Raw genomic sequence first — 17,861 nt, 5'->3', positions numbered from 1 at the left:
GCCCGCTGCGGACGCGATGAGAGAGCCCTCAGCCCGGCTTCGTCCTCTGCATTGCTATTGTGTAGTCGACACATCCTGATCGAGCGCGTCGAGTATTTGTAGCGCCAGACGTACTCGCTCGGCATTGGGGTAGTTGCGATTGGCCAGTATCACCAGGCCGGTGTCCCGTGCCGGCAGCAGCACAACATATGCGCCGAAGCCGTTGGTCGAACCGGTCTTGTTCAGCAGTAAATCCCCATCGGCGGGCCTGGGCGCGTCGAAGCGCTCGACGGTGTGGGGCTCCAGCGCCATGACGGTGGAGTTTCCCGCCTGCAGGCGCTCCAGGCTGAGGGGGTAAACGTAGCTTTCCCAACCCAGAGCCTGGGTCGTGTCGCCAACCTGGTAATGGCCCCGGTGACTGGCGCTGATGGCCTGACGCAGCGGGGGCTCCAGTGTGTCCGGGTTAAGGTTGGCCTCGATGAAACTCAGCATGTCGGCGGCGCTGGATTTCACGCCGTAGGCTTCGGCATCGAGCATTCCGGGCTGCACTCGAATGGCAGTGGTGTCGCGATAGCCCCAAGCGTAGCGTGACATCTGCTTCTCAGGGACCTGGACATAGCTCTCCTGCATGCCCAGTTGCGGGAACAGGTCCTGCTCCAGCAGGCTCTGGAAGGGCGTGGACAGGCTTGCCGCGGCCAGATGGCCGAACAGGCCGATGCTGGGATTGGAATAGAGCCGCCGGTCGCCGGACGGATAAATCGGCTTCCAGTTGCGGTAGTAGTCGAGCATCTGCTCCCGGTCGGTGACGGTTTCGGGGAACTGCAGCGGCAGGCCGCCTGCCGTGTAGGTGGCCAGGTCGAGCAGGCTGATATGGTCGAAGGCGCTGCCTTCCAGGTCTGGCAGGTATTGACTGGCGTTATCAGTGAGATTGAGTGTACCGCTCGCCTCGGCGTAAGAGCCGAGAACGGCGGTGAACAGTTTGCTCACCGAGCCAAGTTCGAACAGGGTGTGGCGATCCACGGGCTGGCGGTTGTCGAGGGAAGCGACACCGTACTCGAAGAAATGCTGTTGGCCCTTGTGGCTGATCGCAATGGCCATGCCGGGAATATTATATTCCTGCATCGTCGGCTGTGCCGCGAGGTGGACCGCATCCGTCAGCGAGTCGGCTGCGACGGCATGGCCGGCGAGCCATAGGGGTATAACAGCGAGCAGAGTAGATCTCGGGAAATTCATGCTGGCTCCTTGTCAGCTTGGTTGTAGCGGCCGGAGTGGCCTTCTTGATGACGACAGTTATTGATTGTGGCCTGAATGTCTGTAACGTCCGTACCTATGTTGCGACTGTTTCCTCGCTTGCGCGAGATCGTAGTTTACTTTGCAGCATCCAAGGCCTGAATGCCTCGGATCGTATCTACCCATGCCTGCGCTCTGGGCAGCTACTCAAGTTCACTGTTACCCCAGGTTCGGCTGCTGTTCAGATCGGTAGTGATCGGCCATAAAATCGATAAACGCCCTTACCTTGGCCGACAAGTTCCGAACATGAGGATACAGCACATAGTAATGACGCTTTCCCAGGGTGTAGTTGGAAAGAATCCGCACCAACCTGCCGCTGCGTAAATCGTCCTGAACGGTCGACAGCGTAAAGGGCGCGATCCCCCCGCCCGCCAGCGCGCAGGCATGTAATGCAGTGATGGTGTCCGTATGAAAGTGATTACTGGTCACCACGGCAACCGATTCGCCGCTCTCACTGGTCAGAGACCACTGGGTGGTCGAGGCGAAACTCAGCAACTGGTGCTCGTCCAGCTCTGCAACCGTACCTGGCAAGCCGTAGTTGTAAACATACGCAGATGACGCGACCATCACCATGGGCGATGTCATGAGCAAGCGTGCAACCAGACTGCTATCGGGCAAGGCATCACAGATGCGAATGGCCACATCGAACCCATCAGCCACCAGATTGACAAAAGAATCCGAGCAGGACAAATCGACCTGGATATCCGGATAGCGCTGCTGGAAAGCCGGTAACCAATGCGCCATCTCGAGCGTTCCTACCACCAGGGGAAGGCTGACCCGTAGCCGCCCGGAGGGGCGCTCCTGTTCCAGAAGTACGGCCCGCGAAGCAGCATCGACTCGATCCAGTATGTCCACACAGGCGGTGTAGTAACGCTCACCAGCTGCCGAGAGACTCATGTTCCTGGTATTTCGATTGATCAGACGCACACCCAGTGAAGACTCCAGTTGTTGCAAGTGCCGAGACACTGAAGAGTGGGTGGTATCCAGCCGCTCGGCGGCGGCTGAAAAACTCCTGGACTCTACAATGCAGCGAAATACGCGCATGGCGAGCATCTGATTCATATTTACTGCACCGGCAATTGCAGGATCTGATTAGTGGTCATCACATCGCCGAAGGTGTCCTCAATCTCGGCCAACGCGGCCTTGTGCAAGGTATCCTTGTCGACCGTCTCACCATTGAATCGGGTAACGGTACGAGTGGCCGAAGCGTCGGAGGCAACCACGACGTTATAGCCAAGGGTCGCCCCATCGCGGGCAGCGCCAGCGACGCAGGCGTGGGTCATGAGGCCGGTGATAATCAAGTTCTCGATACCGGAGCTTTTCAAGCGGCTGTCCAGATCGGTACTGGCAAATACACTAACGGTGGTTTTCTGCAAAACCGTGTCTTTGTCCCGGGGCATCATATCCGGGTGAAACTTCACGGTTTGGCCGTTAATGGCGAATACTGCCGAGTCTTCCGGTGCAATGTGCTGGACATGATAGACCGGCATATTCTTGCTATCCGCAAAATTGATCAATTGACGTGTATTGTCCAGGGCCGAAGTGCCGTCCGGAATAGGCATTCTGCCGGTAAAGTATTCATTCTGGAAGTCAATAACCAACAATGCGGTTTTACCAGCCGGCAATTGACTAACCGGAGTGGCACCAGACATGGCGCGAATGGTGGGATGTTCTGCCGCCAGGGCTCCGGCACTGGCAATAGCGCCAGAAAGTGCACAGGCAGTAAGCAAGCGGCGAATAATACGTTGCATAGGTGTTTTCCTTTTTTGGATAGTTGGCCAAAAAGATTCTATAGCTAGAATAAAGATTCGAACACATCGCACCCGGCACAGCACCTGTGCTCATTTCCAACAAATGGAGACAACAGTGCACATAAACAGTTAACGGCAACCATCAGCGGTGCGCGCCTTTGGCAAGTTCGCTGGATGGTTTTGTTATGTGTTGTATCGTTTTTCTTCCGTGACTAAGCGCCCCACGTTCCCATTTTCTTGACGTGGGGATATTCTCCGAGTATCAGACGAGATTGAAGCGATCCGCATTCATCACTTTTACCCACGCGGCAACGAAGTCTTTGACGAATTTCTCCTGATTATCGTCTTGTGCATACACTTCGGCATAAGCGCGAAGGATCGAATTAGAGCCGAAAACCAAATCCACCCGTGTTGCCGTCCACTTGACCGAATCAGTTTTACGCTCGCGGATTTCGTACAGGTTACTACCCGTCGAGTTCCAGGTGTAATTCATGTCCGTCAAATTCACGAAGAAATCGTTGCTAAGCACACCTACGCGGTCAGTGAATACACCGTGTTTAGTGCCACCATGGTTAGTGCCAAGTACACGCATACCGCCAACCAGCACCGTCATTTCCGGCGCGGTCAGCCCCATCAATTGGGTGCGATCCAGCATCAGTTCTTCGGCGCCGACCACATAGTCTTTCATCAGCCAGTTACGGTAGCCGTCGTGGATAGGTTCCAGGTCGGCGAAGGAAACCGGGTCGGTCATCTCCTGCGTAGCGTCGCCACGGCCCGCAGAGAAGGGCACGGTCACATCGAACCCCGCAGCTTTGGCAGCCTGCTCGACACCAACATTCCCCGCCAGCACAATGACATCCGACACGCTCGCACCGCTTTCAGCGGCTATGGGTTCAAGAATGTCCAGAACTTTACTCAGGCGATCCGGTTCGTTGCCAGCCCAATCTTTTTGTGGCACCAGGCGAATACGGGCACCGTTAGCACCACCGCGCTTATCGGAACCACGGAAAGTCCGGGCGCTATCCCAAGCAGTGGCGACCATTTCACTAATACTCAAATCGCTGGCGGCAATCTTGGCTTTTACCGCTGCGACATCGTAGTCTGTGCTCCCTGCGGGTACAGGGTCTTGCCAGATCAAGTCTTCTTGAGGCACCTCGGGACCAATATAACGTGCCTTGGGCCCCATATCGCGGTGGGTCAATTTGAACCAGGCGCGAGCGAAGACTTCGGAAAAATAGGCAGGGTCGTTGTAAAATCGCTCGGAAATCTTGCGGTATTCCGGGTCCATTTTCATCGCCATGTCAGCGTCGGTCATGATCGGGTTGTAGCGTTTCGATGGATCTTCCACATCCACCGGCTTGTCTTCTTCTTTGATATTTAGCGGCTCCCACTGCCACGCGCCCGCCGGGCTTTTCTTTAATTCCCACTCGTAGTTGAGCAGCAGTTGGAAATAGCCGTTGTCCCACTGCGTCGGGTGCGTGGTCCACGCGCCTTCGATACCGCTGGACACGGTGTCGCGGCCAATTCCACGTTTGGTTTTATTAACCCAGCCCAAACCTTGATCTTCAAATTCTGCGCCCTCCGGGTCCGGACCGAGGAGCGTAACGTCGCCGTTGCCGTGGCATTTGCCCACGGTGTGGCCACCGGCAGTAAGGGCAACGGTTTCTTCGTCGTTCATCGCCATGCGTTCGAAAGTAACACGCACGTCATGCGCCGTTTTCAGCGGATCGGGATTGCCATCCACACCTTCCGGGTTGACGTAAATCAGCCCCATCATCACTGCGGCAAGTGGGTTTTCGAGATCGCGCTCACCGGAATAACGGCTGCCTTCGCTTCCGCTGGGAGCTAACCACTCTTTCTCGGAACCCCAGTAGATATCTTTTTCCGGGTGCCAGATATCTTCACGGCCAAAGGCGAAGCCAAAGGTTTTCAAGCCCATGGACTCATAAGCTATGGTACCGGCATAGGCAATCAAATCAGCCCAACTGAGCTTGTTACCGTATTTTTTCTTGATCGGCCACAGCAGACGGCGCGCTTTATCCAAATTGACGTTGTCCGGCCAAGAGTTGAGGGGGGCAAAACGCAGGTTGCCGGTGCCGGCACCGCCGCGACCGTCAGCGACCCGATAAGTACCCGCCGCATGCCATGACATACGGATCATCAAACCGCCGTAGTGTCCCCAATCCGCTGGCCACCATTCCTGACTGTCGGTCATCAGTGCCAGCAGATCTTGTTTGAGCGCCGCGAAGTCGAGCTTTTTAACTTCTTCCCGATAGTCGAAATCTGCCCCCATCGGGTCGGTCTTTCTGTCGTGCTGGTGCAAGATATCGAGGTTGAGCGCTTTGGGCCACCAAACCATATTGGATATGCTGTTTTCAGTCGCGCCACCGTGCATGACCGGGCATTTATTTTTAGACATTTCAGTTATCTCCTGTCCATTTCTATGAGGGACTCACAACAATTTTAGAAAATAGTCACAAGCAGATTATTTATAAAACACTGGCTTTTCGCACAATGGATTAATCTAATTACAGCAATCGCAAAAAACGATCACAGTATCCTTGGTCGACACGAGTGAATAACGAGACCACCTTGATACATAACGCCCATTCATACCGCTGCTTGTGAATTGATAACTTGTTGATACCGCGGTGAGCAACGGCTGGCAGATGCGTAACAACACTCGATCAGCGTCATAAAGCTGCCCAGGCTTGCGTCGTCGATACTGCCGGGCAGTCTGACCATGATCTGGTTAGCACTGGGCACAAGCTGTTGTTCCCCCCACACAACCTGACACTCGTACAGAAGAAGGTTCTGACAGTGCTCAAAGGCAGAGGCCCGCAACCCGAGGGTAGCGTTAATCAACCTGGCGTCAGCAATCAGAACATCCAGCCTGGGGCCCAGACATTGACTCAAGCTCTGCAATTCGCCGGCCGACTGCGCCGGCACTATGCGGTAATACCCCAGCCGATTGAGCATCCAGTCGATCATCAATACCTGCGGATGTCGGCTGTCGGCTGTCGGCAATAAGGATGCGTAATGCTTTCTGTACCATATGCTGTCACCGATAGAGGAATCAAAAGAGCCATCTCGACGTCCCTTTAGACAGAGTCGAGAACAGGCGTCTGAACTCAGGTGCCACACACTCGCCTCGTCAGGCGAGAGCCGACAACCAACCCCTTACGTTCAAACTCGCCCTGGGCCAGTTCGAGCGCGTCCTGAGCCGGCCGACCGGAAAAGTGGTAATCGTCCGTTTCCGGCTCCATGTCCTTGATGGCGAACAAGGTGCCGTCGGCCGAGAAGAACCCGATACTGAGAGGCACCCAGGTATTGCGCATCCAGAAGGCCCGCTGCTCCTCGATCTCCCACTCGAACAACATTCCGTTGCCGACGTCGTTTTGTTTCATGAGCCCACGCGCCTGCTGCGCCTGAGTCCGCGCCACCGGAACTTGTTCGAGCACCACACCACCGGAGAAATACAAATCGCACATTTCCGCCTCTGCCGATGCCCGGGCGGATGGGTGACCAACGCCAAGACCGACTGCAACAACAACCGGTAAATAACTCACCCCGGATAAACGTCCGCCACATATCAGGCGAATAAAGCTCGCAATATTCGGCATATCGAGCACCCCGTGAAAACATAATCTCATCAATCCCAACACCTCAGACGGCCAGACCCGGCCACTGCTCGAACAATCACAATTCCCAGCCATGCCACAACCACATTGCCAATATCCCTTCAACCATTAAACGCAGTTGGAAGCTCGTATCAGTCAAGCCGTCAAGCTGCGAGCCAAACCAGATAATTGCCAGCGTGTTTATCAGAAGCAGACCACAGACGGAGAAACGCGGCAGCAGCCCAAAAATAAGAAATATGGGAAGTGCCAACTCCGCGGCAGTCGAAATAACAGCGGCAATTGGCCAGATCCGGTTAATGCGATAACCGACATGAAAAAACTCCATCGTTGCCGGCCAGTCCAATAAACTGTGAACGCCGGACATCAGAAACAACCCAATCACCACCCAGGGAAATAACGCCTGAGAAAGATTCAACTTCGCCCAGTTCATACTTGCCCTGAGCAACTCACGCGGATGCATGAAATCACCCTTCCCACTCATATGAATTTCGACTGTCACTTATTCCGGCTAATGAAATAGCCTCGTGCAGGATTATTACTGAAGCAACGCCTCGGCCGGCCGTTCCCGCGTATTTGAAAACAACGCCGAAATAAACACATCCACTTCCAGGGGAGGAGACAGCGCATACCCTTGCCCTATTTCGCACCCCTGACTAAGCAACAGCTCGGCGAGTTCCGGCGTTTCCACGCCTTCCGCTACCACCTTCATGTTCATGACCCGCCCAAGAGAAATGGCAGTCGAAACAGCCGCCTCGCAACCCTGGTTTCGTCGCATTTCTCGCACGAAGTGGCCGTCGATCTTCAGTTCCGAGAAGGGTAACTTGGTCAACAAATCAAGCGTGGCGGCGCCACAACCGAAGTCGTCCATGGATACGTGAAAACCGCGCAAGCGCAGCCAGCTGATCGCGGCCGACAACGACAGCGTATCGGTTACCGATACATCTTCGGTCAGCTCGATCTTGAACAACGAACTATGCACGCCCGCACACTTGAGCCGCCGCTCCAACCGCTTGGCCAGATCGACGGTGCACAGGGTATCCGCCGACGCGTTGACCGATATGGGCACCGAAATACCGTGCTGCCCCAACTCACGCAATACGGCAACAACCTTGGCCTCAATGCAGTGAAACAGCAGCACATTGAGACCGACCTTGTTGGCCAGAGGCACGAACATCGACGGGGGGATCTCGCCTAACTCAGGGTGCTTCCAGCGAGCCAGAGCTTCTGCACCCACAATCCGGCCCGATGCCAGGTCGACCTGCGGCTGCAGCACCACCCGGATATCGCCGTCGGAAAGCAAGCCCTGCAATAGATCCTGAGCATCCAGCGAGGCAACACCTTCCGGGTAAACCGGCCTTTTCTTCCCCTCGCCATCGGCGAGCAGGCGCAGGAAATCACGCGCCGCGTGAGCATCGAGCGAGGAGACGAGCTTAACCTGCACCCCCGACTGACGTGCCAGCCGGGCATGGAAGTCCAGAATGCTCGAGGAGTGCGTGCTGCACCAGAGCACGGCGGGCAATTTGGCAAGCCCGCCCCCCCGGTGCAAGTCCAGCAATAGCGAAGGCAGGGCCATGTTTCCCCCTGACTGGGGGAAACATGGCTGACCACGGCATCGAACGGCTCTTCATTCAGCGCCCGGACAGCCGCCTCCAGAGAAGGGACCACGGTGTGCGAATACCAGTCGGTCGCCACACCCGATGCCGCGCCGACCACCTTGTCGGCACAACCATCATCCACTATCAGTACACGTGGCACACTGGTTGCCGAAGTCGCCTGTGATGACTGCTGTTCCATGTCCGCTCTCTCGACATTGCTGTGACGTATGAGTCACTATAACGACGGGAGAGTAAAGGACATATCGGACTGGGACTAAATCAGCGCACGGCGCATCAAGGCATCTCTGCTAGCTTCGGCGAACGGTCCTGGCCCAATCGTGCAGGTGTGCCCGCAACGGCTCCAGCGACTGCAACGTAAACTCGGGAACATCTCCTTCCCCTTGTTTGAAGCGCGTTTCGAGTTGCCGGGCCGACTCAGCCAGACTCATAGCCCCCAAGACCTCGGCAGCGCCTACCAGGCGATGGGCGAAGTGCGTAGCACGAGCGCAGTCTTCCTCCTTCCAGGATTGCTGTAACGCGTCGAGGTCCATTTCCAGCGACTGCAGCATGGCGTCGTGATCCATCATCACGACCGTTTCGTCCGGCACCGGCTCCGCCGCGGCCTCGCACCACAGCTGCAAGGTGTCCTGCAGCTTGGCCAGCTTGATGGGTTTTTTCAGCACGCCATCCATTCCCGCCTCGAAACAAGACGCCGTGTGCCCCGTGTCGGTAGAAGCGGAAACGGCGATAATCGGCGTCGGGACAAGGCCTAGCACCGCCTCGCGCTCGCGCCAGCGCCGCGTCACCTCGTACCCCGGGATATCGGGCAAATCGCAATCCATCAGGATCACATCAAACCCACCCCGCTCGAGGCACTCCAGCGCCGCCGCACCGTCTATGGCAAGGTACTGCGGCAGCCCAGGGTGTCGAGCTGCGTCTGCATCACGACTTGATTGGCCGGCGTATCCTCCACCAAGAGCACATTGATCACCTGCGACATACCGCTCAAGCGGACATCTCGCTCGATCACCGCAGATGAGGTTTCCCGCTGCCCGGAAAACAGGGTTGCATGCAGTTTACAGGGCAGGTGGACGGCGATGGTGGTTCCGCTACCCGGTTCACTTTCCACCTCCATCCGGCCCTGCATCAATTCAACCAGCTCGCGACAGATGGGCAGGCCAAGCCCAGTGCCACCAAACTTGCGCGCTGTCGCGGCACAGGCCTGGGAATAGGGCTCGAATAGCCGCCTGCGCACATCGGCATCCATGCCAACACCGGTGTCGACCACCCGCAGGTGCAGGGTCTGTGTCGCCTCCTCGTAACCTGCGCTGATCGTCACGGTACCCGTAGCAGTGAACTTGACCGCATTGGACACCAGGTTGTGCAGAATCTGCCCCACGCGCAACCGATCGACCATGACCCGGCGCGCGATGGGCTCCCGTTCCTCCACGACCAACGCCACCCCTTTCTCCCGCGCCTGAAAGGACAACAGATCGGCCACCGTTTGCGCCAGCTCCATGATGTCCACCGGGCCGATATCCAGCTCCAGGCGGCCCGCCTCAAGCTTGGAGATGTCCAACACATCGTCAAGCAACCGTAGCAGGTTCTCCGCGCCACTGGCGGCGAGATGGATCAGGCGCCCGGGTTCCTGGGGAAGCTCGCTACGCTGGAGCAGCTCCATGGACGCCAGAATGGCATTCATGGGCGAGCGAATTTCATGACTCATCACCGCCAGGAACATGGTCTTCTCTTTCTCGCTCCGCACCGCCCGGCGGCGCTCCCGCCGGGCATGCAATGCGAAACCCGACATCAATAACAGTCCCGCGACGGCGAGGACGAGTTGCGGGCCGTAGTACTGGATCACGACCGAGAGCGTAGGGGCGCCGTAGTCGGTCTCCTCGTACCAACGCTGAATCATCTCATCCGTTTCGCTGGCCGTGAGCGATGCCAGCACCTTGTCGATGATCGAGTGCAGTATGGGCAGGTCGCGCCGCACCCCCATGGCCAGCTCCATCGGCAGACTGCCGATCACCCCCGAGACATGGAGCAGGCCGCGGTATTTGCGACGCAACAGCGGTTGTATGGCCTGGCTGCCATCCAGCGCCGCATCGGCCCGACCCTCGACCACGGCCTGCAGGGCCTCCTCGGTCGACGCGGTGGCCAGGATCCTGACCTCGGGATACAAGGCCTGGATCCTGGCCTGGTAGGCACCGCCCCCTTTCAGGGCCACCACCTTGCCGTTGAGGCGGTTGAGGTCATAGATGGAGATAGACTCGTTGTCGGTCACCACGAAGGTGGTGCCCACGTAATAGCTGCCGGTGAAGTTGATGTACTGTGCCACCCCGGGCGTCGTGAATGCCTTCAGCGCCGCAGGCAGCACATCCACATCGCCCCGCTCAAGCTCCCCGGTCACCGCCCCCCACCCCGTATTGGGCACTCGCTCGAAGCGCAAGCCGGTCTTGCGCTCTATGGCCGCGACATATTCGGACACCAACCCAAGGTGTTGACCGTTCTCCACGTACTCCACCGGCTTCCAGTCCGGGTCAACCGCCATGTGCACCACGGGGTGTTCGGCAATCCAGCTTCGCTCCTCATCCGTCAGGACAACAGGGTTGGCGTTGACGCAAAACGCCATGAGCAACCATGCGACTGCCCCGGCGTACCCTCCACGCCTCATAACTCTTCCAGCGTGTGCTTAAGCTTGAACAGCTCGTTGTCCGAGGTAACCCCCAGCTTGCGGAACGCCATGGACTTCTGTGTGCTGATGGTCTTGGCGCTGCGATCGAATTTTTCAGCGATCTGGCTCACTGTCATGCCGTCGAGGAAACAACGGATCACCTCACGTTCCTTGATAGACAGTTTGGCGCCTGCCAGCAGCCTGGCCTCGGCCTCCACCACGGCCGACTCGAACTCCGACACGGGGCCGGTCGAACTTTCGGCCAGACGATAGGACATATCGGCATCAAGGTAGACCGAGCCTGCGGCCACGACCCGGATCGCCTTGACGATCTCGGTCATATTCTGGCTTTTACCGACGAACCCCCGGGCCCCCACGCGCAGCGCCAAGGCGACGGTGGCGGGGTCGTAGTGAGAGGAAAACACCAGAATCCGGCTCTCGGGGAACTTGGTCTTGAGCGCCCGGATCAGCGACACCCCATCGACCTCGGAAGGCCCCAGTGCATAGTCCACCAGCAGCACATCCGCCGGGGCCTGCCGCAGGCCAGTGATCATGGTACGGCTGTTTTCATAGTTACCCACGATCAGAAAGTCAGGCTCTTTAGAGAGCTGAGACACGATCCCATGTCGCACGATGGCATGGTCGTCCAACAGTGCAACGCGAATATCCGGACGAAAACCAGACACAATATCTCCTTAAGGCTGCGGTTGCCTGACGGGTTAGTAACAAACAGACACATCAAAAGTGCGGGCCAGCCCACTGCGATACCGGCAAGCTCACGCGATTCTGACTGAGTAATAGTGGTCGATAACCGATATGGTTATACCCGACTCCGGCCGGCTTTTTCGAGAGAAAACCGCCACGGCCGTCGTCTTCTTTCAGAAAGTAGCAGATGATAGGTTGCGTGAAACGAAAAAAAAGGCGTGCCGACGCAACTTCGGCACACCAAGAAAGCCACTCCCGGAGAGCAGCCAGACGGGAGTGCCCTTATAAAGCGGCCCGTGCAAGCTATCGGTCAACCAGCCCCGTATGTCCGGATTCAGTGCTCAATACTGGCCGTGGTCCGATGGACATCGCCGTAGTCACCGGCCCAGCGGAACATCACCCGGCGGGCACGATCATCTGCCCCCGCCGGCAGCGGTATGTCCAGGTGCGAGAGGGGCGCCACCACCCCCTGGGCCACCTCCACCTGCTCAGTCACCCCGCCCACCGTCATGTCCAGCAGGTTCACGTGCCACGGCGTCGGATTCTCGATGCGCAGCATCCTTGCCTCGCCCTGCCCGTGCCAGCGGAAACGCAGCGCAGCCGGAGCCTCCGCCGCCCTGCCCCGCAACCCGGCCGGGCGGTAGAGCAGCTTCACCCGCGAGCGCACATTTATCTGCAACGAGGCCTGGGCATCCTGCCGCTTCGGCGGAACCTCCAGCACACTCAGCCAGTACAGCGATTCGCGATCGCCCGGCACCGTGGCCGTGTCGAACACGCGCACCAGCAGGGTGCGATCCTGACCGGCATCCAGGCGAAATATCGGCGGGGTCACCGCAAAGGGCGTCGCCAGCGCCTCCGGCGCCACCTCCAGCTGGCCGTCGTCGATCCAGGACTGGATCATCACCGGCTCCTGCCCGCTGTTCTTGATGCGCAGCGACCCGGCCCGCTCGTTCTCCTGCAGGACCACCCGGTTGCCGTACAGGGTGATCGCGGCCCGTGAAGGCAGGGACACCAGCATCATCAGCACGGCGGCGCAAACGACAGACAGACTCAGTTTCATTTTACCCTCCCGGGAGCCTTAAGGGGCGACGGCCATCGAGGCACCATGGCTCAACGGTAGGTCAGGTTGATGGTGATGCCGCCCTCGGTGGGGCCCTCGCCGATCTCGCCCGTGCGCACCAGGCGCACGCCCATGTTCTCCACCAGGTTGACCGGTGCGGCTGTGCTGGTCGCGCCCAGATTCAGCGCCGTCCCGAACCTGACCGGCGTGCCCTCGGGGCTGGCGCCGGAGACCCCGCGCACCACCTCGAACTCCAGGCCGGTGGCGCCGCCGGCCTGCACCGCCGTGCGCCCGTTTTCGGCATCGGTGATGCTGGTGAGGGAGCCGTAGGTTACATCCACCTGGCGCACCGCAGTCGCGTCGCCTGCAACCTCGCAGCCCGCACTCCAGGTAAAGGGGCGCAGCGGGCTGCGGCTGCCGACCGCGGGAAAGGCGGAAGGGGCCAGCGAGCCCAGGGCGACCGAGGCGCCGGAGTCGTAACGGATACCGCAGGCGGCCGGGGGCTGTTCCACGTTGAGCGCGCCGAGCCACAGGGTCCTGTCGCGCCATATGCTACTCCGCCTATCCCACGTTAGGTATCGGATATTGTCAGGCCCTAGCCTTCTCGCCGGAATCTGCACCGGCCCTCCGCTGACGGGACCGACCCGGACAAAACGAAGCCTCAATTTATAGAGAAATCCAGACGACCCGTTCCCTCTGGGCTCAACATTTAGATCGCTGCCAACGTACGCTCTCCATCTCGACCATTGACTGGTCCCGGAAGGGGAAAGTGCTGAACGCTCTATCAACATACCAACGCCACTGATGCCCGAGTCATACAGGGTTGCACCGTTGTAGCTACCCACTACGGGGATCTCCGGCGTGTATTCCATCCTTGATGCACCTGAGTAGTCGGTTGAAGGAGGAGAACTGTGCCGAACAACATTAGACTCATACCAACCGCTCATCGGTTGGCCCACCGGGACGTCGTTCAGGACCATCTGCTGGGGAAACACGATATTCACCGCCGGCGCGTCCTCATCCTCAGCCGTTGCCGTGATTGGCGCCAATGCCACGAGCAGAGCCAGCAGGCATGCCCCCGGGCCCGTTATCAACAAACTACGCATCTTCATCCGCGAATTCCTCAGTGTGTGTGGCCAGGGGACAGGCATTGGCCGGTCAGCGCCCCGGCGCTCGTGATAGTGGCCAGGTCATAGTCGATCGCGCAGTGCTGCGCGGCATCCTGGCCCCAGCGCACCGTCAGCCGGCCGCGCTCCTCGATGCCGCGCACCCACAGCCGGCTGGCCTGCCCCACCACGCCGACCACCTCGCCGGCCTCGTTGTACACATCCTGGCCGAACGGCAGCGATCGCCCGTCGGCCAGGGGCGCCTCGATCAGCGCGCTGCGGCCGGTGCTGGTCGGCACCAGCAGCTTCACCACGGCGCCGGCGGTCGGCACGGCCGTGGCCGAGGAACTCTTCAGCTCCACGTCCAGGGGCAGGCCCTTCGGATCGACCGTGACCTCGTTGCGCTGGTAGGGCTGCAGGTAGGGCACCACCGCGTAGCCCTCGCCATTGGTTTTCACGCCGGCGTTATTGGCAAGGTGCGCACCGGCCGCGCCCGGCACCTGAACGATCCCTATGGTGTCGCCCAGCCGCTGCGAGAACAGCACGCCGTCGCCATGCATCACCACACCGCCGCTGGCGCCCAGGGTCAGCCCCCGGCTGCCACTGGAGTGGCTGTAGCCGGCACTGACAGTGGCGACACTCGCCTGGTAGCCCAGGTTGAACTGGTTGGAGCGGGAGTCCGTCGAACCGGACCGGCTGTGGCTGGTCGAGGCGCTGTAGCTGCCCTGGCGTTGCTCGCCAAAGGTGCCGGTTACGCCGGCACGCAGGTCCTGACGGCCGTCGCTGCTGCGCCCCAGGCCGGTGGTCAGGCGGGGCGCCGACGACGACCACCCCAGCGGTACGCTCAGGCTGAAATTAACGCTGTTAATATCGCGCCCGGCACCACCGAACAGGTTGCGTTCCATGGTGCGCTGAGTGGAAATGCTGTAGCTGGCAAGGCCCCATGAGTTGGAGTAGCCCACCGCATAGCTGGTATTGCGCCGGTTCTGGTTCCAGTAGGTCGCGCTGCTGCCATTCACATAGAAGGACCCGCCTCCTTCCCCCAGGCGCTGGTTAACGGTCAGGTCCAGGCGGCTGCGCTGGCGCGCGACATCCTGCCCCGCCAGCCCGTCATTCAGATCCTGACGCAGGCGGGCGGCCTCGTTGAGCGTCAGGTAGCCGTCGGTGGAATAGCGATACGCCGCCATCGAGATATTGGTTTGCGTGGCATCGATGCTCTTGCTGTAACTCACCCGATAGGACTGCCCCGCCATCTTTTGACCAAAGCCGGGCACCTCGGCCGGCAGCTCGGTGCGGGAGAACGTCACGTCCGCGGCCAGCGCGCCGACGGGCGTATTAAAGCCGCCGCCGAGCAAGGCGGCAGCATAGCCCTCGGTGCCGCTCACGCCCGTATACGCCGTGAATGGGTTGCCGATGCCCCGGCGCACCGTGGCCTCAAAGAAGCCGGGCGCATCACGCAACGAGTTGTCTTGCAGAGCCCCCACGGTGGCGCTCAGGCGTTGTTGGCCAACACGCAGCAATTGCGGCACCGTGGCATAGGGCACGGTAAACCGCTGCACGCGGCCATCGCTCTCGACCACCTCCACCTCGAGGTCACCCGCATAGGCGGTACCGTACAAATCATCGATCTCGAACGGCCCGGGGGCCACGTTGGTCTGGTACAGCACATAATCCCGCTGGCGGATGATGACCTTAGCGCTGCTCTGCGCCACGCCGCGCACCACGGGCGCATATCCGCGCTGGGAATCGGGCAGCATGCGCGGATCGGTGACGAGGCTGAAGCCACGGTAGCTGACCCCGTCGAACAAATCGCCGGACGTGCCGGCCTCGCCAACGGTCAGCTCCATGCCAAGCCCGGTAAGAGCACGCTGCGCATAGGTGCGGCCCGGGCTGTAGCGCAACGGACTGTCACTGCTCTGCGCGAGATAGCCATCATGGCGCAACCGCCAGCTTCCAATGTTCAGGCCCGACCCCAGGGTCGCACTGGTGGAGCGGTAATCTTCCCCTCCGGACCGGACCCACTGGTTGCTGATGCTGTAACCGAGCCGTGCTGCGGTGAGGCCACGGTCCCACAACGCCGGGCTGACCCAGCCCCGCGGATCCCGGGCCAGATACAGTTGCGGAATGCTGGCCTCCAGCACCAGCTCACCGGTATCGAAACGTACCGCCGCCTCCGGCACATATCGCGACAGTTCGTCTGCCGCAATATCGCCGTCCGGCAGAGCCAGGCCGCCCTCGCCTTGCGGCAGCCTGGCCATATCGATACCGAAGGAGTCCAGCACATCCTTGCTCAGGTACACGGCAGAGCCACCGTCGTCCAGCGCCCGAATAACGACATCGTGACGGGCCACCAGCACGCCGTTGACCTTGATATCGGCATTGTAGGTACCCGGCGGCTGGTCACCCCGCTCGAAACGCGACAGATCCAGCTGCCCACCCCCTCCCTGCAGGAACATCGGGTTGAACTCCACGTTCGGCGCTGCCGATGCCGCCATCGGCAGGAGCATACCGGCGAGGGTCGGGGCCCAGTACCGGTGTCGCGGGTGAGTAGTCAGGAACTGGAGGAGTTTCATAGTACAAATCCCAAGCAACAGGAACCCGTGCCACACAGCCGGTGCATGCGCGGCAGGTATAGAAAGTGAAAGTGAAGAAGCAGCGCCGGCAGCGGCTATCGGAATGGTCAGTCCGAACTCAGGTCGACGGACCGGGCCGCAACGCCACCCTGGTCGTTGATGTACATAAACTGCACGTCACCGGTCCCCGGATGCTGGTTCAATCCATCCAGGAGGTAAGTGTGAGTGGACATCGGCGCTATCATGGGAAAATCCTTCGCCGCGTAGGTCTTGCCTTGCGCATGAAGCCCCAGTGCCGAGAAATGCACGTAGTACGGACTGGAATTGGTGGCTTTCAGCCCCCAGCCACTCCCCTCCGGCACCAGTTCCCATTGCAGCTTTTCCACCGCCGACAACGGACTGTTCAGGCCTTTGGGTCGATAGATCAGCTTGATACGGGTACGCAAGCTGAACTGGAGATAGTTGCCCGTCGAAACGGAGCCGGCTTCCGGACTTGGTGGAATATCCAGAATGTTCAACCAATAAACGCTTTCGCGATCCTGGGGCTGCGGGGCTCCGGTGAACGACACACGTATAACCTGGCTTTTACCTGCATCCAGCCGGTATATCGGCGGCCGCAAAACGAACGGGGTTTTCACCTCCTCGGGGCCGGCCTGCTTGTCGCCGTCATCCACCCAGGCCTGCACCAAGGCCGCCTGGGCGCCAACGTTCTCGGTGCGGACGGAGATTTCCTGCTGCTCGCCAGGGAAGATTTGTCGCGTGCCATGCACGATCACGCGGGCGTGAGCGGACAGGCTGGCAAGCAGTGAAATTCCGACGACAAGGCCAAGCAGCCCAACGCGAATCTTCATGCTCATGGTCGTATCACTCCTTCTGCACATGGCCGAGGAAGACCGGGACCTTGCGCCCCGGTCAGGCAGGATCAGCGATAGTTCAGGGTGTATTGCACACCGGCGGTCACACCACCCGCTGTAGCGTTACCACCAGCGGCGTAATACTCGCCGGCGAAGGTAAGTTCAGCACCACCCGCGCCCAGGTCGACACGCTCAGAAGACCACGGAGCAGACAGATCGATCAGACGATCCTGCGAGTCACGCAGGGCAACGACCACGTTTTCTGCCGGGGAGGCGTCGGTGTTGTTCAGGCGACCATCGGTCACGGCAGCGGTACGGTTCGGGTTCAGTTCCAGGGCCACCGAGCCACTGGTACATTGCGCGTCACTACCGCCGATCTGCACGGTGATCGGAGTCTTGCCCGCACTGCTGCCGGCGGCCAGGCTGGCGGTCGCGACGGTCGGCAGGGTAATGGTCGGACTGTCACCCGCAGCGCCGTTAAACGACACATCACAGGTGACTGCGGTGACGTTACCGGTAAAGTTGATGGTGCCAGACTGGGCATTAGCCGAGCTCACAGCGCCAAGGGCCATTGCGGTCGACAGGGCGATTGCGATTTTATTCATGATTACATTCCTAGATAGAGTGAAG

16 protein-coding genes are annotated in these 17,861 nt (G+C 59.6%); all 16 read right to left on the bottom strand.

The window, feature by feature from the left end; translation table 11 throughout:
- Positions 1-54 precede the first annotated feature (54 nt).
- The 16 genes from ampC to ACLEIV_RS05465 all read right to left on the bottom strand — a co-directional run bounded on the left by ampC (position 55) and on the right by ACLEIV_RS05465 (position 17,836).
- Entirely contained in the window at positions 55-1,212 is a 1,158-nt protein-coding gene (gene ampC, locus ACLEIV_RS05540; RefSeq protein ID WP_410455665.1) for a class C beta-lactamase, read from the bottom strand.
- A gap of 216 nt (positions 1,213-1,428) precedes the next feature.
- Positions 1,429-2,331: a LysR family transcriptional regulator gene (locus ACLEIV_RS05535; protein WP_410455664.1), complete on the bottom strand. Its 903-nt coding sequence runs from the start codon at positions 2,329-2,331 to the stop codon at positions 1,429-1,431.
- Positions 2,332-2,333: 2 nt separating this feature from the next.
- Positions 2,334-3,020: a cysteine hydrolase family protein gene (locus ACLEIV_RS05530; RefSeq protein WP_410455663.1), complete on the bottom strand. Its 687-nt coding sequence runs from the start codon at positions 3,018-3,020 to the stop codon at positions 2,334-2,336.
- A 262-nt stretch (positions 3,021-3,282) separates the two neighbouring features.
- On the bottom strand, positions 3,283-5,439 hold the full coding sequence (gene katG / locus ACLEIV_RS05525) for a catalase/peroxidase HPI (protein ID WP_410455662.1): 2,157 nt from the start codon (positions 5,437-5,439) through the stop codon (positions 3,283-3,285).
- Between the two features lie 191 nt (positions 5,440-5,630).
- A complete protein-coding gene (locus tag ACLEIV_RS05520; RefSeq protein ID WP_410455661.1) occupies positions 5,631-6,011 on the bottom strand; it encodes a hypothetical protein in 381 nt (126 codons plus the stop codon).
- Positions 6,012-6,151: 140 nt separating this feature from the next.
- The gene (locus ACLEIV_RS05515; protein ID WP_410455660.1) at positions 6,152-6,643 is read right to left on the bottom strand and encodes a DUF192 domain-containing protein; all 492 of its coding nucleotides are present in this window, start codon (positions 6,641-6,643) and stop codon (positions 6,152-6,154) included.
- Between the two features lie 76 nt (positions 6,644-6,719).
- Positions 6,720-7,160: a DoxX family protein gene (locus tag ACLEIV_RS05510; protein ID WP_410455659.1), complete on the bottom strand. Its 441-nt coding sequence runs from the start codon at positions 7,158-7,160 to the stop codon at positions 6,720-6,722.
- 36 nt (positions 7,161-7,196) lie between these two features.
- The gene (locus ACLEIV_RS05505) at positions 7,197-8,234 is read right to left on the bottom strand and encodes an EAL domain-containing protein (RefSeq protein WP_410455657.1); all 1,038 of its coding nucleotides are present in this window, start codon (positions 8,232-8,234) and stop codon (positions 7,197-7,199) included.
- Between the two features lie 330 nt (positions 8,235-8,564).
- Positions 8,565-9,098, bottom strand: coding sequence for a response regulator (locus tag ACLEIV_RS05500; protein WP_410455834.1), 534 nt, complete (start codon positions 9,096-9,098; stop codon positions 8,565-8,567).
- Positions 9,099-9,151: 53 nt separating this feature from the next.
- A complete protein-coding gene (locus tag ACLEIV_RS05495) occupies positions 9,152-10,891 on the bottom strand; it encodes an ATP-binding protein (RefSeq protein WP_410455656.1) in 1,740 nt (579 codons plus the stop codon).
- Positions 10,892-10,929: 38 nt separating this feature from the next.
- Positions 10,930-11,619 carry a response regulator gene (locus tag ACLEIV_RS05490; protein WP_410455655.1) on the bottom strand — a complete coding sequence of 230 codons (690 nt, stop codon included), beginning with the start codon at positions 11,617-11,619 and terminating at the stop codon, positions 10,930-10,932.
- Positions 11,620-11,972: 353 nt separating this feature from the next.
- Positions 11,973-12,698, bottom strand: coding sequence for a fimbrial biogenesis chaperone (locus ACLEIV_RS05485; protein WP_410455654.1), 726 nt, complete (start codon positions 12,696-12,698; stop codon positions 11,973-11,975).
- Between the two features lie 50 nt (positions 12,699-12,748).
- Positions 12,749-13,210: a fimbrial protein gene (locus ACLEIV_RS05480; protein ID WP_410455653.1), complete on the bottom strand. Its 462-nt coding sequence runs from the start codon at positions 13,208-13,210 to the stop codon at positions 12,749-12,751.
- 611 nt (positions 13,211-13,821) lie between these two features.
- On the bottom strand, positions 13,822-16,377 hold the full coding sequence (locus ACLEIV_RS05475; RefSeq protein WP_410455652.1) for a fimbria/pilus outer membrane usher protein: 2,556 nt from the start codon (positions 16,375-16,377) through the stop codon (positions 13,822-13,824).
- A gap of 107 nt (positions 16,378-16,484) precedes the next feature.
- Positions 16,485-17,234, bottom strand: coding sequence for a fimbrial biogenesis chaperone (locus ACLEIV_RS05470; protein WP_410455651.1), 750 nt, complete (start codon positions 17,232-17,234; stop codon positions 16,485-16,487).
- A 65-nt stretch (positions 17,235-17,299) separates the two neighbouring features.
- Positions 17,300-17,836 carry a fimbrial protein gene (locus tag ACLEIV_RS05465; protein WP_410455650.1) on the bottom strand — a complete coding sequence of 179 codons (537 nt, stop codon included), beginning with the start codon at positions 17,834-17,836 and terminating at the stop codon, positions 17,300-17,302.
- Positions 17,837-17,861: the final 25 nt, after the last annotated feature.

Source organism: Oceanisphaera submarina, from assembly GCF_046521305.1.
Taxonomy (GTDB): domain Bacteria; phylum Pseudomonadota; class Gammaproteobacteria; order Enterobacterales; family Aeromonadaceae; genus Oceanimonas; species Oceanimonas submarina.
Note: the sequence above shows the minus strand (reverse complement) of the source record. Positions and strands in the feature narration are given on the sequence as shown.